Genomic DNA, 15,449 nt, shown 5'->3' with positions numbered 1-15,449 from the left:
CTTTCCACTCATATTCATCCGCGGTCCTTCGGGCTCGTCCGGACACGTTCGGCGAGGCCCTCTTCCAGGGCCCGCTTGTCGTCCGGCGCATTGATATTCTCGAACGACGCGGGTACGTCGCTGAAATCGGCGGTCGCATATCCGTGTGCGTCATACCACCGGTCGATCTTGCGCCCTCCCTCGTCGAGATAACGAACCAGGTCGCCGTGAAGGCTGCGCTCCAGCAACGCGAAGACCGGTTGCAGCCTCCGGCCGTCGTGAGCGACTGCGATGCGCGTGTGCGCCGCGGAGGCGGCAGCGTGCAGCCGCAGCACCAGGTCGTCGCAGAGCAGTGGCGAATCGCACGGCGCGAAGACGACCCAGGGCGTTCGTGCCGCCCGCAGGCCGCTCTCGATGCCCGCGAGCGGACCCCGGAACTCCTGGTCGGCGTCCGCGACGACGGGGCATCCGAACTCCCGGTAACTCTCATGACTGCGATTGGCGTTGATCAGCACCTCGGCCACCTGCGGAGCCAGGGTGTCGAGCACCCAGGCGGCCATGGGCCTGCCGCTGACCGGCACCAGCCCCTTGTCCACACCGCCCATGCGCGTCGCCCGGCCACCGGCGAGGATGACGCCGGTCACCTGCTTCCGCCTGTCTGTCATGTCGCCAGGATCCACCTTGCTGTCGTGTCTGTCGTGCCGGCCGGGAATCGTGCACGAAAAGCCCTTCGCGGACCAGTCGCCTGCGGCGTTCACCGGGCATCGCACCAGGGATACAGCGACAAATTGTCCGACCGGATCATCCGCTTGCGTCATTTTGACGCAAAGCCTACGCTTGTTGCGGTTCTCTCGCCGGCGTGCTGCGCCTGAGGAACGATGACCGGAGAATCCGTGTCCCGACCCACCTCCATCCTGCTCGTCGGGGGCGCTCCATCGGAAGCGTCGCGCCTGCTGCGCGCGCTCTCCCGGCATTTTCTCCTCGTGGACCAGGCGCCGGATCTGGACGAAGCGCGCCGGCTGATGGGGCGATGCCGCTTCCACCGGCTGGTGGTGGTGGATCCGGAGGCATCGTGGAGCACCCTGCGCCAGACGCTCGACGCGTGCAAGGGACTACCGCAAGAGATCCTCGTGATTGCCGGCGAAGAACAGGCGAAGATGGCGATCGAGGCCCTGCGCGGCGGCGCCGCCGACGTGCTCCTGCGCCCCTTCTCGACGGATCAACTGGTGGAGGCACTGGCGGCACCGGCCCGCATTCCCGTCACGCCGACCCGCCCGCGCAACCACGCAGCGGTGTCGCGGAGACTCATCGGCGACAGCCCCGCCATCCAGGCGGTGAGATCGCTGATCGGACGCGTCGCGCCAACCCGTGCGACCGCGCTGATCGAGGGTGAGACCGGCACGGGCAAGGAGCTCGTCGCGCGCCTGCTGCACGAGGAGAGCGGGCGCCGCGGCCCGTTCGTGCCGATCAACTGCGCCGCCATCGCGCCGGAGCTGCTGGAGAGCGAGCTGTTCGGCCATGCGCGGGGCGCATTCACCAGCGCCGACCGCAAGCGCGAGGGGCTATTCGTCGCCGCTCGCGGGGGCACGCTGTACCTCGACGAGATCAACGAGATGCCGATCGAGATGGGGGTGAAACTGCTGCGCGCGCTGGAGGAACAAACCGTCCGGCCGGTGGGTTCCGACCGGGAGATTCCCGTGGACTGTCGCATCGTGGCGTCCACCCAGGACAACCTGGCGGACCTGGTCGCGGCGGGCCGCTTCCGGGAGGACCTCTACTACCGCCTCAACGTCATCCGCATCGGGGTTCCGCCTCTCAGGGAGCGGCGGCAGGATATTCCTCTGCTGGCGGCCCATTTCGCGGATCGGCTGGCGGCCGACATGGGCCTGCCGGCCACGCCGCTGGAGCCGGCGCACCTGGCCGCGTTCGAGGCCCACGACTGGCCGGGCAACGTGCGGGAGCTGCGCAATGTGGTAGAACGGACGCTGCACCTCGGCGGATTGCCGCCCGACTCGCTGCAACCCGGCGAGCACTCCGCCGAACCGCCCGATTACCCGCTGGACTGGACGCTGGAACAGGTCAAATGCCATCACATGAACCGCGTCCTCGAAGCGAGCGGCGGCAACAAGTCGGCCGCCGCCAGACGCCTGGACATTTCGCGCAAGACGCTGGAACGAAAACTCGGCACCTCCCGTCATCCCTCTCGTAATCACCAGGAGACCTGACAGTGAACGACAGAAAAATCGACGAAGATCGCCTGAACACGGAGATACGCAAATTCCTTAAAGTCGTGGGCATCACTTCCCAGCGCGAGATCGAGAAGGCCGTGCGGGACGCGCTCGCCGACGGTGAATTCCCGCAGACCGACAAGCTGGAAGCGAAGTTGACGCTGACGGTACCGGCGCTCGGTCTCGAGCACGTGGTGGACCACGAGATCTACGTGTACACAACGGAGGATTAGGCGCGCTTCAGTCGGAACCCGTCCAGACCAGGGTGCCGAGCTCATCGAGATCGTAGCCGCCGAGCATGCCGGCCTCCCGCCGGCACTCCGTGCCGCGCAGGTGCTCCAGCAGCCTCTGGAACAGATTGCGGAAGAACACTCCGCGGTGCAGCGCCAGATCGAAGGCCTCCCAGCCGAGCGACACGAAATCGAGACCGAACTCGGTCGCCGCGGCACGCGCGCCCGGCCCCACCTCGGCCTGTCCCATGGCGATAACGGAGGCCGTCTCGCGCTCGCTGCCGGCGCGGCCGGTGATGCGGCGGTCCGCGGGGTCGAGCTGGTGGCGGCTGATCAGCTCTCGCAGGAATCGCTGGGACCCCGCGCCCTCCTGCCGCTCTACCCAGCGGACGTCCCGCCGGAAGAGTCCCTCCACGCCGGCATCTGCCGACCACAGGTCCGGCGATACCAGCAGACCCTGCTCGCGCCGGAACAGGCGGACCAGCGCCCAGTCGCCCGCATGGCCGAACTGCCGCAGCAGCGCGGGATGACGGTAGGCGCTCTCCTCGGCCGGGCCCCAGTGGATGGCGCAGACGTCGGCCCGCCGCTGGGCGAGCAGCGCCAGGCCGAGCTGACTGCCCGTCGTGGTGTAGCTGATGAGCGCCTGTGACTGCAGCGAATTCGCGACCCGGGTGAGCGCGCGGAACAACAAGGGGTCGTCGCTGCCCGCTATAACGATACGGTCGGTCAGGAGACCGCCGTGGCTGGATTCGAGCACCCACTGATCGACGAGATCCCGCGGAAAAAGCCACTTGCCCGTGAGCTTGCTCGCCGGGATCTTGCCCTCCGCCACGAGCGCGTAGATCTTCTTTTCGTTGACCTGCAGGTAGGCGGCGACCTGCTTGACGTTCATGAAACGCGGCAGCGTATCCTGCCGCTCCCGGTCCGGGGGCCGGGGGGCTGCCGCATCGCTCTCGTCAGAAGTTACGCTCATCTCTGCACTCCGATCTGCACGCCGATCGTCGGGCGGCCCGCTCGGTAACCGGGCGCCGACTTTCGATTGTGGAGTATGCAAGAAGCGTGCGCACGGCCGGCCTGCCCGGGATCCGCCGTACGCCGTCGGCCACTGGCCCTCCCTGACCGGCGGGACAAAATATCGCTGCCGAAGGGTCGGACGCGGGCGTACGGATTGCGCTACCATCGCGGGTCATGAGTCAGCCGGAGAGTCACACGGTCGCGGTCATCATGCAGCGCACACAGGTGAGCCGCGGGCAATGGTCGGTGCCCAGCTGGAGCGCGCTGTCCGTCGTCGCCGGAGAGAATCTCCCGGTCGGCGGCGGGGGGGCCGAGATGATCTACGAGAAAGACGGCGAGGCGCAGTACCTCTGGCCGGGTTTCTCCCTGCTGCTTTACAAGGACCTGGCGGAGGAGTACTGGTACAACCTCACCGCCGGGAAGCCCTCGCTCTTCGTCATCTGCCACGAGACACCGGAGGGCGAACTGACGCCGTTCCGCGTCACGGCGGACCAGGACTCTGCCGCGGTATGCCTGGAGAGTGACGACCAGGTCTTCGCCGTGCCGATCCCGCCCGAAATCTACCAGTCCATCGAGCAGTTCGTGGTACAGCATTTTGTGCCTCGCGAGCGCCGCAAGCGCAAGCGAAAGAACTGGTCAGAGGCGTCCGAGTGATGAGTGAAGATACCCGGAAGAACGTGAATGCGGACAACGCCACCGAGACGGCGGAACCGAACGAGCCGTTCCTGAGCCGCTGGTCGCGCCGCAAGGCGCTGGCACGCGAGGGCATCGAGTCCGCGGAGCCCGAAACGGCGCCCGCGGCGGCCCCCGGCCTCGAAGCGCCGCCGCCGGCGGAGCCGGGGGCGAGTGCCGGAGCCGAAGCCGGCGCGGACGCCGGGGCGGGATCCGACGCAGAAGGGCCAAAGGAGCTGCCGCCGCTCGAGTCCCTGGACGAGGATTCCGACTACAGCGCCTTCCTCGCAGCGGATGTGGCTCCGGATTTGCAGCGAGAGGCGCTGCGCAAGCTGTTCCGCTCGCCGAAGTTCAATCTGCGCGACGGCCTGGACGACTACGACCTGGATTACACGAATCCGGCGCCGCTCGGCGATGTGATCACCGCGGAGATGCGTCATCGCATCGCGCGCGAGGTCGAAAGGCTGGCAGCGCGGGCGGCCGAGGAGCCTGCCCCGGATGCAGCGGAGGCGCCGGACGAGTCCGCGGTGGCGGCTGTCGCGGTCGACGACCGGGAGGCGGAGCCGACGGACGTGGATACAGACATGGAGCCGGACAAAGACGATGACCGATCTGACCCTGCCTGAGCAGACCACCGACGGGCGGGCACGCGCCGAGGCGCTGGACAGCCGCCATCGGACTGGCGCGGAGCCGACCTCGCTGGTCAGCTTTCTCTCCCGTGGCCGCGTGCTGATCATCGGTGAGGAAGAGGAGACACTGGCCACGGCCGGGCGTCTCGGCGACGGCCTCGTGGCGACGCTGTTCGCCCCCGGCGAGTCGCGGCCGACTGCCGGCGATCGGGACGGATTCACACTGATCCGGGGCGGGCAGCCGCGCCTCTCCGGCAGCCTCGGGAATTACAGGATCACACTGCCGGATTCCGGCGACGACGACGAGGATTCGCCGGTCATGACGCTGATCGACGAGGCGCGATTCGATCTCGTGCTCGACCTCGGCGATCCGCCGCTGCTCCGCCAGGAGGCCCCGCCGCCCGGCTACTACGCACCGCGCGGCGACGCCGACGCGCTGGAGGCGGCCCTCGAGGAACTTCCGCATATGCGCGGCGAGTTCGAGAAACCGAAATTCTTTAACTACGACCCGGAGATCTGCGCTCACGGGAACCGGGGCATCAAGGGCTGCACGCGGTGCCTCGAGGTGTGTCCGGCCTGGGCCATCACCTCCGTCGGCGAGCGCATCACCGTCGACCCGAATCTCTGCCAGGGCTTCGGCAGCTGCGCCTCCGTCTGCCCCACCGGCGCGATCACCTATGCGTACCCGAGTACGGGAGACCTCCTCGCCTACGTGCGGACGGTGCTCAGGCTCTACCAGGACTCGGGCGGCAGCGAGCCGCGGCTGGTCTTCTTCGACGCCGCCTCGGCCGAAGCCTTGACGGCAGCGCTGGCCGACCGGCTGCCGGAGAGCGTCCTGCCGATCGAACTCGAGGAAGTCGGCTCGCTGGGGCTGGAAGCCTGGCTCACCTGCCTGGCCTACGGCGCCGGCCGCGTCCTCATCCTGACGGGCACCGAGACACCGGCCAGCGTGCGCGACGCCCTCGACCGGGAGACGCAGGTCACCGACACCATCCTGGAAGGCATGGGCTATCCGGCTGCCGTTCAGGTGGTCGACGCCACTGACTCCCGGGCCCTGGCCGAAGCCGTGCAATCGGACGCGGCGCTCGAGCTTGCCCGGCCGGGCCGATTCGCGCCGCCGCCGGAGAAGCGGCTGCTGCTGCGCACGGCCCTCAATCTCCTGCTGGAGCAGGCACCGGCCCCGAAGAAGGTCGTGCCGCTGCCGGCCGGCGCCGCATTCGGGCAGATACGGGTCGACACCGCGGCATGCACCTTGTGCATGAGCTGCGTCGCGGTTTGCCCCACCTCCGCGCTGCGCGAGGGGCAGGGTCTGCCGCAGCTGAATTTCGTCGAGCGCTCCTGCGTCCAGTGCGGCATGTGTGACACGGCCTGCCCCGAGGACGCAATCACGCTGGAGCCCCGGTTCCTCTACGACGATGCGCAGCGCAGCACGTCGCGTCTGCTGCATGAAGAACAGCCGATGTGCTGCATCTCCTGCGGCAAGCCGTTCGCGACGCGGTCGATGATCGAGGTGATGAGGCGGAAGCTGGAGAGTCACTGGATGTTCCAGAGCGACGAGGACCGTCGCCGGCTGGAGATGTGCGACACCTGCCGTGTGAAGGACCTCATGCGAGCGCAACAGGGCGCCGGCGAGCGGGATCACTGAATACCGTGTAGGGACTTTCCGTAATGCGGGGGAAGTCATCTCCAAAGTACGCGACAAATTGTCGCAACGGTCGCACAGAAGCGCCACAGAGTGTCCGTATTCTGGAATCTGGCGGCGTCTGTTGACATGGGGATTCCGTGCAATCCGGTGTCAGGTTTGATATACATCGTCTCGTTTCTGGGGGAAATCAGTGAACGAGATACCGGCTACGGACCAAGCGACAGAAGCCGCCGCATCGAGCGGCGCTGAAACCGTCGTTCCGGAAGACCGGCTTCGGGCCGACACCTACCGAATTCTCGGCCACCTGCTCGCCACTCCCCCCGACGCCGAAATGCTCGACCTGCTGGCCGCAAGCGGTTCCGACCGGGAGGACAGCCTACTCGGCGTCGCCTGGCACCTGCTCGCTCAGGCCGCCGAGCGCACAGACCCCTCCCAGGTCGCAGACGAGTACCAGACCCTGTTCATCGGCATCGGCCGGGGCGAGCTGATCCCCTACGCGTCCTGGTATCTCACCGGATTCCTTATGGAGCAGCCGCTTGCCACGCTGCGCGACGATATGCAGCGACTCGGGTTCGAGCGCCGGGAAGACATCCGCGAGCCTGAAGACCATGCGGGGGCACTGTGCGAGATCATGGCGTTCCTGGTGACCGAAGCGCATCCGGATTCCCTGCAGACGCAAGCCCGATTCTTCGGGCGCCATGTCGGACCGTGGATGTCTCGCCTGTTCCGGGACATGCAGAGCGCACGTTCGGCGCGCTTCTATCGCGCCGTGGGACAGCTAGGCGAGCAATTTATCGAAACGGACCAGCATCACCTGGAGATGGTGGATCAGACGACCGGGCCTGGCAGGTCCGGAGTTTCCTGAGCGCCGACGGGCGGCGCAGGACTGGAGGTTGGATATGAGTCGTAAATCGCGAGTAGACGCCGGCGAACGCCGTAACTTTCTGAAAACGCTCGCCGTCGCGGGTGGCGCTACCGCCGCGGTTGTCGTCGGTGGCCGTTCGGTCATGGTCGAATCCGAGGGGGCGCGTGCGCCGGCCAAGCCCGAACGGCAGGGATATCGGGAGACACCGCATATCCGTTCTTACTACGAGAAAGCCAGCCTGTGAACTGCCGCGAGGCAGGTCCGCAGCGCATCCGAAACTAAACGGGGAGATTAGCGATGAAGCTGATCAAGAAGCGAGATCTCACGACCACTGAAAGCAACGGCGCACTGAACGGCGCCCTTGGGACCGCCGTCGACCGCCGCGCTTTCCTGCGCCGCGCCGGTCTCGGTATCGGCGGCACCGCGGCCGCCGCCGCGCTGCCCACGATGATGATCCAGCGCGCCGAGGCGAAGGTGGAGAAAGTGGAGGGTGAAGTCACCACCCGCCGCTCCGTCTGCACCCACTGCTCGGTGGGCTGCGGCATCGTCGCCGAAGTGCAGAACGGCATCTGGACCGGTCAGGAGCCGGATTTCGACTCCCCGTTCAATCTCGGCGCGCACTGCGCGAAGGGCGCCTCCGTGCGCGAGCACGGCCACGGCGAACGCCGCCTGAAGTATCCGATGAAGCTGGAAGGCGGCAAGTGGAAACGCGTCTCCTGGGATCAGGCCATCGACGAGATCGGCGACAAGGTCCTGGATATCCGCAAGCGTTCCGGCCCGGATTCGGTGTACTGGCTGGGCTCCGCCAAGTTCAGTAACGAACAGGCCTACCTGTTCCGCAAGTTTGCGGGGCTGTGGGGCACGAACAACGTCGATCACCAGGCACGTATCTGCCACTCGACGACGGTCGCCGGCGTAGCCAACACCTGGGGCTACGGCGCGATGACCAATTCCTACAACGACATGCACAACTGCAAGGCGATGTTCTTCATCGGCAGTAACGCCGCCGAGGCGCACCCGGTCGCCATGCAGCACGTGCTGCGCGGCAAGGAGAACGGCGCGAAGATGATCGTCGTCGACCCGCGCTTCACGCGTACGGCGGCGCATGCCGACCAGTTCATGCGTATCCGCCCCGGCACCGACGTGCCGCTGATCTGGGGCATGCTCTGGCACATCTTCGAGGAAGGCTGGGAAGACAAGGAGTACATCAAGCAGCGTGTCTACGGCATGGACGAGATCCGGGCCGAAGTCGCCAAGTGGACTCCGGAAATCGTGCACGACGTCACCGGCATCCCCGCGGAAGAAGTGAAGCTCGCGGCGAAGACGCTGGCCGAGAATCGGCCCGGCACCATCGTCTGGTGCATGGGCGGCACGCAGCACACGATCGGCAACAACAACACGCGGGCCTACTGCGCCCTGCAGCTCGCACTCGGCAACATCGGCGTATCCGGCGGCGGCGCCAACATCTTCCGCGGACACGACAACGTGCAGGGCGCCACCGATCTCGGCGTGCTCTCGCACACGCTGCCCGGCTACTACGGCCTGGCCGAGGGTTCCTGGAAGCACTGGGCGAAGGTCTGGGACGTCGATTTCGACTGGCTGAAGGCTCGCTTCGACACCGGCTATATCGACACGGCCGGCGATATCGAGGAGGGTCAGGCGCCGGTGCCGTTCGACAACCCGATGAACTCCGCCGGCATCCCGGTCTCACGCTGGATCGACGGTGTCCTCGAGGACAGCCGGCTGATCGATCAGCGCGACCAGGTCAAGGCGATGTTCTTCTGGGGCCACGCACCGAACAGCCAGACCCGCGGCCCGGAGATGAAGAAGGCGATGGAGACGCTGGAGCTGCTCGTCGTCGTCGATCCCTATCCGACGCACACGGCCGTCCTGCCCGACCGGCAGGAGGGTATGTACCTGCTGCCGGCCGCCACCCAGTTCGAGACCTACGGCTCGGTCACCGCCTCCAATCGCTCGCTGCAGTGGCGTGAGCGGATCATGGAGCCGCTGTTCGAGGCGCTCCCCGACCACACCATCATGTACAAGCTGGCCAACAAACTCGGTTTCGCCGAAGAGCTGACCAAGAACATGAAGGTGGAGAACGACGAGCCGCTGGTCGAGGACATCCTGCGCGAGATCAACCGCGGCATGTGGACGATCGGCTACACCGGCCAGAGTCCGGAACGCCTGAAACTCCACCTGGAGAACAAGCACACCTTCAACACGACCACGCTGAAGGCAGAGGGCGGACCCTGTGACGGCGATTATTACGGCCTGCCGTGGCCGTCCTGGGGCACTCCCGAGATGAAGCATCCGGGCACGCCGGTTCTCTACGACACCAGCAAGCACGTTGCCGAAGGCGGTCTCAATTTCCGGGCCCGATTCGGCGTCGAGCGTGACGGCGTCAACCTGCTGGCGGAGAATTCCTACAGCAAGGGCGCCGAGATCAAGGACGGCTATCCCGAGTTCACCGCGGACATGCTGAAGCAGCTCGGCTGGTGGGACGACCTCACCGCAGAGGAGAAAAAGGCGGCCGAGGGCAAGAACTGGAAGACCGACCTCTCGGGCGGCATCCAGCGCGTCGCCATCAAGCACGGCTGCGCGCCGTTCGGCAATGCCAAGGCACGCTGTGTGGTGTGGACATTCCCGGATCCGGTACCGATTCACCGGGAGCCGCTGTACACGGCCCGGCGAGACCTGGTGGAAAAATACCCCACCTACGAGGACCGCAAGAGCCATTACCGTCTGCCGACCCGTTATGCCTCGATCCAGGCCAAGGATTACTCGAAGGAGTTCCCGCTGATCCACACCAGCGGACGCCTTGTGGAGTACGAGGGTGGCGGCGAGGAGACGCGTTCCAACCCCTGGCTCGCAGAGCTCCAGCAGGATATGTTCGCCGAGATCAATCCGGCTGATGCAAACGATGCCGGTGTTCGCGACGGTCAGTGGATCTGGCTGGAGGGCCCGGAGGGCGGCAGGATCAAGATCAAAGCCATGATAACCCCGCGCGTCGGACGCGGCGTGGTATTCACGCCCTTCCACTTCGGCGGCTGGTACGAAGGCAAGGATCTGATCGACAAGTATCCCGAAGGATCAGCGCCCTACGTCCGAGGTGAGGCATGTAACAACGCCTTCACCTATGGTTATGACTCGGTCACGCAGATGCAGGAAACCAAAGCGACGCTCTGCAAGATCACCGCAGCCTAGGAGGCCCGATCATGGCACGAATGAAATTTCTTTGTGATGCCGAACGCTGCATCGAGTGCAATGGCTGTGTGACGGCCTGCAAGAACGAGCATGAGGTACCCTGGGGCGTCAACCGGCGTCGCGTCGTCACTCTCGACGACGGCGTACCCGGCGAGAAGTCAATCTCTGTCGCCTGCATGCACTGCACCGACGCGCCCTGCGCGGCTGTCTGTCCCGTAGATTGCTTCTACACGACGAACGACGGCGTCGTCCTGCACGACAAGGATCTGTGCATCGGCTGCGGCTACTGCTTCTACGCATGCCCCTTCGGTGCACCGCAATTCCCGCAGGAAGAAGCGTTCGGCGTGCGCGGCAAGATGGACAAGTGCACGTTCTGCGCCGGCGGGCCCGAGGAGGACAACTCGGCCGCTGAGCTGGAGAAATACGGTCGCAACCGTCTCGCCGAGGGCAAGCTGCCCTTGTGCGCCGAGATGTGCAGCACCAAAGCACTGCTGGCCGGCGACGGCAACATGGTCGCGGATATATATCGCAAGCGGATTACGAAACGCGGCGGTCGTCCCGATACCTGGGGCTGGGATACGGCCTACAAGCGCGATGTCTAGTTTTTCTCGGCGATACAGGCTTGAACAGACAATGAAAGCAACGGGAATGACAACGAGATCTCGTCCCCTGGCGTCGACCCTGGCCCTGGCAGTACTGTCGATCGGCTTGATCGGTTGCACCGATCAGGTCGATGTCACTCTGCATGAGCCTGGCGTCTACAAAGGTAGCAAAGATCCGCTACTGGCCAAGGAGACAGACCCGGCGTACAGCAAGCAACTGGATGACCGATTTCTGCAGGTACAGACGGACCGGTAGACAGGTCCGGACCAGCGAACGGATCCATGGCCGCGACCCGGTCGCGGCGGAAAGAGGAGCCTAGCCCATGGCTGCAAAGCAACTCATCAGCAAGTCACGGCGTCGCGCGATGATATTGACCGTCGTGCTGGCGTCCCTTCTCGCCATGGCGCTGCCGCTCGTCGGCTACGTCATACACGATACAGGGCTCGCCGTGGCCCAGTCGGCGGACGCCGACACCGAGGCCGTGAATCCCCGTGCCGAGTACTGGCGGGAGGTGCGCGAAGGCACGAACGGCTATTCGGCAGTACCAGGACCGGAGAAAGGTGTCCTGATCCAGAACGGTGGCGAGAACTGGCGGGAAGTCCGTAACGGACCTGTTACGTTCCTCGGCGGTTCTTTGGTCATCGCGGCACTCATCGCCCTGGCTGCCAAGCATATCGTGCTCGGCAAGCAGAAGCTGGAGGAGAAGACCGGACGGAGGATGGAACGGTGGACGGCCTTCGAGCGCGGTTTGCACTGGTACGTCGCCATCCTCTTCATCCTGCTGTCGATCACGGGGCTGAGTCTGATCTTCGGCCGCGCTGTGCTCATCCCTCTGTTGGGCAAGGAAGGCTTCGCCGCGTGGGCGCAGCTGGCCAAACCCATCCACGACTATCTCGCCCTGCCCTTCGTCGCGGGGCTGGTGGTAATGCTGCTCATCTGGATCCCGAAGAACATCTTCCGGGGCTACGATTTCGCCTGGCTGAAATCGGCCGGCGGTTTCTTCGGTGACGGCCATCCGCCGGCAGGCTTCGCCAACGCAGGCGAGAAGATCTTCTTCTGGCTGCTGTTCTTCGGCGGCATCGCGCTCACGATCTCGGGCTTCTACCTGCTGTTCCCGAACTTCGGCTGGGAGCGGAGCACCATGCAGCTCTCGCACATCGTGCATGCCGGTAGCGGTCTGTTCCTGATCGCCGTCTCGCTGGGGCACATTTACCTGGGTACCTTGGGCGTCGAAGGCGTCCTTGAGGGCATGGTGGGCGGCGAGGTCGACGAGGGCTTCGCCAAACAGCACCACAACGTCTGGTACGAAGAGGTCAAACACGGCGCTCCGGCCCGGCACGAGGCACCCGCAGCGGGCGCTTCCGCCGCGACGCAGACCTGACGGCAGCGCGTTTGACGTCCAGCGCGGCGCAAGGAGTATCCGTGCCTTCGACCGCCGCCGGGTACCGGCGCGTGGTGTCTTTCCCGGCGCTTGCGCTTGGCCTGTTCATGGCCGCCTCCGGCATCGCCGCGGCGCCGGCGGGCGGCGGCGATGCCTGGTCGGAGGCGCTCGCCGCCAAAGACATGGCGGCCATCGCGCACCTGCTCGAGGGCGGCGGAGTCGATCCGGACCGGGCGACCGGTGACGGCAAGACGGCTCTGATGTACGCCGCTCAGCAACCGGCGCCGGCTCTCGTTGCGCGTCTGCTGGCGGCCGGCGCAGACCCCAACGCCAGGAACGCCAATCGCGGCACACCGCTCATGTATGCGGCCCTCGGCGGCGATCCGGACGTGGCGAGACTGCTTCTGGAAGCCGGGGCACTACCCGCGCTGAAAGCCAAGCTGGGATGGACGGCTCTGGGCGTGGCGGCAGTCAAGGGGCATACGGCGGTGGCGAGGACCCTGCTCGCCGCCGGCGCCGATCAGAATATCCGTGATGCCTACGGCTGGACGCCGCTGATGCGTGCCGTGCACAGCGGCCGCGAAGGTATCGTACGCATGCTCCTGGAGGCGCCCGGCACGGATCTCTCGGCCCGTCAGGAGTCCGGGGCGACCGTCCTGCACGTCGCCGCGGCAACGGGCAACGCCACCATCGCCCGGATGCTCGTCGAGCACGGCGCCGACCGCTCGGCGCGCGACAGCCGGGATCGAACACCCGCAGCAATCGCGAGAGCGGCCGGACACGAAGAGCTCGTCGGGTTACTCGAGGAACGGGAAAGGGCGGCACGAGCCGGCGGCTGAGAGCCCCTGCCCTTCACACCGACCACACTTCCGGAAAAAAGCCCGGCGGGCGCTAACAGGCCCCGGTGCGGGAATACTCGCTCATGGGCCAGACGGTCGTCACCTCGGCCACCGGACGCCGGATGTCGTCGCTGCCGTGCGCCAGCGCTATCTGGAAACCGAAAGTCGCGAAGAAGCGTTCCAGCATGTCGCCGCCGTACATGCCGGTGGCGTACAGCGCGTCGTCGCCCCCGTCGTACTCCAGCCGTACGGCCGCGAGCGGCTGGGATGCCGGTCCGGCAAGCACGCGGGCGCCGTTCTGCGGATCGTAGACACTGCCCTCGGAGCAACAGTAGATGACCTGCCCGCGGCCCCAGGGCGAGTCGCCGCCGCCGGACACCGGCTGGTGCCGATAATCGATGAAACTGACGGCCCGTGTGGGGTAACTCATCCGGTGCGCGCAGATCGCGGAGAAAGCGACGATCGAGCCGCGGGGCCCCACCCCCCCGGACCAGCGGTAAGCCCGGCCGTCCGCCGTCTCCAGTTCGGCGCCGGCTTCCGCCCGCTCCCCCAGGTCGATCAGGAAGCACGGGGTCGTCACGTACGGATAGTGAAAGACGTAGCTTTCACCCACGGCCAGATCGGCGGCGCGCAGCGCCCGGCCCTCGGAATCCACCAGCCGGACGGATTCGCCCGGCCTCAACTCGCCGGCGGGCCGCGCCATCAGTCCCGGATTGGCCGCCACCGCAACGCCTGCGCCCGCGCAGACCTTGATGAACTGCCTTCTGTCGAGAGCCCTGCGATCTGCCTCGGAATCTTTCATATCGGTACCCCAGGGGGTGGAGTGCGACGCCGCGCGGCACCCTCACGGTACTCCGCGCTCCCTGGTGAAAATACTATCAGAATCCCCGTGACGGAGGCGCCGGAATGGCACCCCCCGGCACAGTTGCTATGATCTCGCAATCAGGGCACGACTATGGGCACGGCGGCGGGCGGCGCGCCGCAGGAAACCCGGGAAGCGGACCACCGAATCCTCCGATGAAAGATACCAGCGACACATTCACTGACGCTGAACTCGCGCACTACAGCCGGCAGCTCAATCTGCGCGAACTGGGGCCCGAGGGGCAGGCGAGGCTCGGGGGTTCCTCCGTGCTGCTCGTCGGCCTCGGCGGTCTCGGTTCGCCGCTGGCGCTGTATCTCGCCGCCGCGGGGGTCGGCCGCATCGGTATCGTCGAGTTCGACCGCGTGGACGCCTCCAACCTGCATCGGCAGGTACTCTTCGGCGCGAGCCAGGTCGGCCAGGAGAAACTCGCGTGCGGCGCCGCGCGGCTGCGGGATCTCAACCCCCACATCACGATCGAGGAGTATCCCGGCGCACTCACCCGCGACAACGCCAGAGAACTCGTCGCCGCGTACGACGTGGTGGCGGACGGCGCCGATAATTTCGCCACCCGCTACCTGGTCAGCGACGCCTGCGTCCTGGAGGGACGCCCGCTGGTGTCGGCGTCGATCCTCGGCTTCGAAGGCCAGCTGTCGGTCTATAACCATGCTGGAGGCCCCTGCTTCCGCTGTGTGTTTCCCGAACCGCCGCCGGCGGGACTGATCCCCTCCTGCGCAGAGGGCGGCGTGCTGGGCGTCCTGCCCGGCGTCATGGGAACATTGCAGGCCACTGAGGTCATCAAGCTGATCGCCGGCATCGGCGAGGTCGCGAGCGGCCGGCTCGTGCACTACGACGCGCTCACCTTGACGTTCTCGGCCTTCCGGATAGAGAGAGATACGGGTTGCGCACTGTGCGGCGAGACACCGAGCATCGTCGATCTGGTCGATTACCAGGCATTCTGCAGCGGCAGTGCTATCGAAGACAGCGGTATCTCCGAACTCTCACCGGCGGAGGCAGCGGAGCTGTTGGCGAAGGGCGAAGACCCGATTTTCATCGATGTCCGCGAAACGCACGAGCGCCTGGCCGACGATCTCCCCCACTCGCAGCACGTCCCGCTCGCCGAACTGATCGAGAACGGCGTGCCGTTTCCGCCTTCCGAGCGCCTGGTACTATTCTGCGCATCGGGCTCCCGCAGCCTGGTCGCCGCCGAATCGCTGACAAGCCGGGGATACCGCCATGTGCACAGTCTGGCCGGCGGTTTGTCGGCCTGGCGGCGACAGTTTCCGGCTGGAAGCTGA

General features: G+C 66.2%; 15 protein-coding genes. 12 read left to right on the top strand and 3 right to left on the bottom strand.

Annotated elements, in window-relative coordinates; all coding sequences use genetic code 11:
- Positions 1-14 precede the first annotated feature (14 nt).
- Positions 15-644, bottom strand: a complete 630-nt coding sequence (gene mobA / locus ACJMKZ_RS17330) for a molybdenum cofactor guanylyltransferase MobA (RefSeq protein ID WP_405234474.1) — start codon at positions 642-644, stop codon at positions 15-17.
- Between the two features lie 228 nt (positions 645-872).
- Between mobA and ACJMKZ_RS17325 the strand changes: the two genes are divergently transcribed.
- Both ACJMKZ_RS17325 and ACJMKZ_RS17320 read left to right on the top strand, forming a co-directional pair.
- Entirely contained in the window at positions 873-2,204 is a 1,332-nt protein-coding gene (locus ACJMKZ_RS17325) for a sigma-54-dependent transcriptional regulator (protein ID WP_405234473.1), read from the top strand.
- Positions 2,205-2,221: 17 nt separating this feature from the next.
- A complete protein-coding gene (locus ACJMKZ_RS17320; RefSeq protein ID WP_405234571.1) occupies positions 2,222-2,440 on the top strand; it encodes a DUF6494 family protein in 219 nt (72 codons plus the stop codon).
- Positions 2,441-2,447: 7 nt separating this feature from the next.
- Here the strand turns inward: ACJMKZ_RS17320 and ACJMKZ_RS17315 are convergent, their stop codons facing one another.
- The gene (locus ACJMKZ_RS17315) at positions 2,448-3,329 is read right to left on the bottom strand and encodes a substrate-binding domain-containing protein (RefSeq protein ID WP_405234570.1); all 882 of its coding nucleotides are present in this window, start codon (positions 3,327-3,329) and stop codon (positions 2,448-2,450) included.
- A 296-nt stretch (positions 3,330-3,625) separates the two neighbouring features.
- Between ACJMKZ_RS17315 and ACJMKZ_RS17310 the strand changes: the two genes are divergently transcribed.
- From ACJMKZ_RS17310 to ACJMKZ_RS17270, 9 genes are all read left to right on the top strand, one after another.
- A complete protein-coding gene (locus tag ACJMKZ_RS17310) occupies positions 3,626-4,105 on the top strand; it encodes a DUF3305 domain-containing protein (RefSeq protein ID WP_405234472.1) in 480 nt (159 codons plus the stop codon).
- Entirely contained in the window at positions 4,105-4,749 is a 645-nt protein-coding gene (locus ACJMKZ_RS17305; RefSeq protein WP_405234471.1) for a DUF3306 domain-containing protein, read from the top strand. The genes ACJMKZ_RS17310 and ACJMKZ_RS17305 overlap by 1 nt, the downstream gene beginning before the upstream one ends.
- Complete coding sequence (locus ACJMKZ_RS17300; protein ID WP_405234470.1) at positions 4,727-6,397, top strand: 4Fe-4S dicluster domain-containing protein; 1,671 nt, start codon at positions 4,727-4,729, stop codon at positions 6,395-6,397. Before ACJMKZ_RS17305 ends, ACJMKZ_RS17300 begins: the two co-directional genes overlap by 23 nt.
- Positions 6,398-6,587: 190 nt before the next feature.
- Positions 6,588-7,262, top strand: a complete 675-nt coding sequence (locus ACJMKZ_RS17295; RefSeq protein ID WP_405234469.1) for a TorD/DmsD family molecular chaperone — start codon at positions 6,588-6,590, stop codon at positions 7,260-7,262.
- 34 nt (positions 7,263-7,296) lie between these two features.
- Positions 7,297-7,506 (top strand): twin-arginine translocation signal domain-containing protein, encoded by a 210-nt coding sequence (locus ACJMKZ_RS17290; RefSeq protein WP_405234468.1) that lies wholly within the window; start codon positions 7,297-7,299, stop codon positions 7,504-7,506.
- A 53-nt stretch (positions 7,507-7,559) separates the two neighbouring features.
- The gene (locus ACJMKZ_RS17285) at positions 7,560-10,469 is read left to right on the top strand and encodes a formate dehydrogenase subunit alpha (RefSeq protein ID WP_405234467.1); all 2,910 of its coding nucleotides are present in this window, start codon (positions 7,560-7,562) and stop codon (positions 10,467-10,469) included.
- A gap of 11 nt (positions 10,470-10,480) precedes the next feature.
- Positions 10,481-11,071 carry a formate dehydrogenase FDH3 subunit beta gene (fdh3B, locus tag ACJMKZ_RS17280; RefSeq protein ID WP_405234466.1) on the top strand — a complete coding sequence of 197 codons (591 nt, stop codon included), beginning with the start codon at positions 10,481-10,483 and terminating at the stop codon, positions 11,069-11,071.
- Positions 11,072-11,394: 323 nt separating this feature from the next.
- The gene (locus ACJMKZ_RS17275) at positions 11,395-12,453 is read left to right on the top strand and encodes a formate dehydrogenase subunit gamma (RefSeq protein ID WP_405234465.1); all 1,059 of its coding nucleotides are present in this window, start codon (positions 11,395-11,397) and stop codon (positions 12,451-12,453) included.
- Between the two features lie 41 nt (positions 12,454-12,494).
- Complete coding sequence (locus ACJMKZ_RS17270; RefSeq protein ID WP_405234464.1) at positions 12,495-13,292, top strand: ankyrin repeat domain-containing protein; 798 nt, start codon at positions 12,495-12,497, stop codon at positions 13,290-13,292.
- A gap of 52 nt (positions 13,293-13,344) precedes the next feature.
- Here ACJMKZ_RS17270 and ACJMKZ_RS17265 read toward each other — a convergent pair whose 3' ends face one another.
- Positions 13,345-14,094 carry a twin-arginine translocation signal domain-containing protein gene (locus ACJMKZ_RS17265; RefSeq protein WP_405234463.1) on the bottom strand — a complete coding sequence of 250 codons (750 nt, stop codon included), beginning with the start codon at positions 14,092-14,094 and terminating at the stop codon, positions 13,345-13,347.
- A gap of 215 nt (positions 14,095-14,309) precedes the next feature.
- Here ACJMKZ_RS17265 and moeB point away from each other — a divergent pair, with 215 nt between their 5' ends.
- Complete coding sequence (gene moeB, locus ACJMKZ_RS17260; RefSeq protein ID WP_405234462.1) at positions 14,310-15,449, top strand: molybdopterin-synthase adenylyltransferase MoeB; 1,140 nt, start codon at positions 14,310-14,312, stop codon at positions 15,447-15,449.

Origin of the sequence: Lentisalinibacter salinarum (assembly GCF_040706555.1) — a bacterium.
GTDB classification, from domain to species: domain Bacteria; phylum Pseudomonadota; class Gammaproteobacteria; order Steroidobacterales; family Woeseiaceae; genus Lentisalinibacter; species Lentisalinibacter salinarum.
Note: the sequence above shows the minus strand (reverse complement) of the source record. Positions and strands in the feature narration are given on the sequence as shown.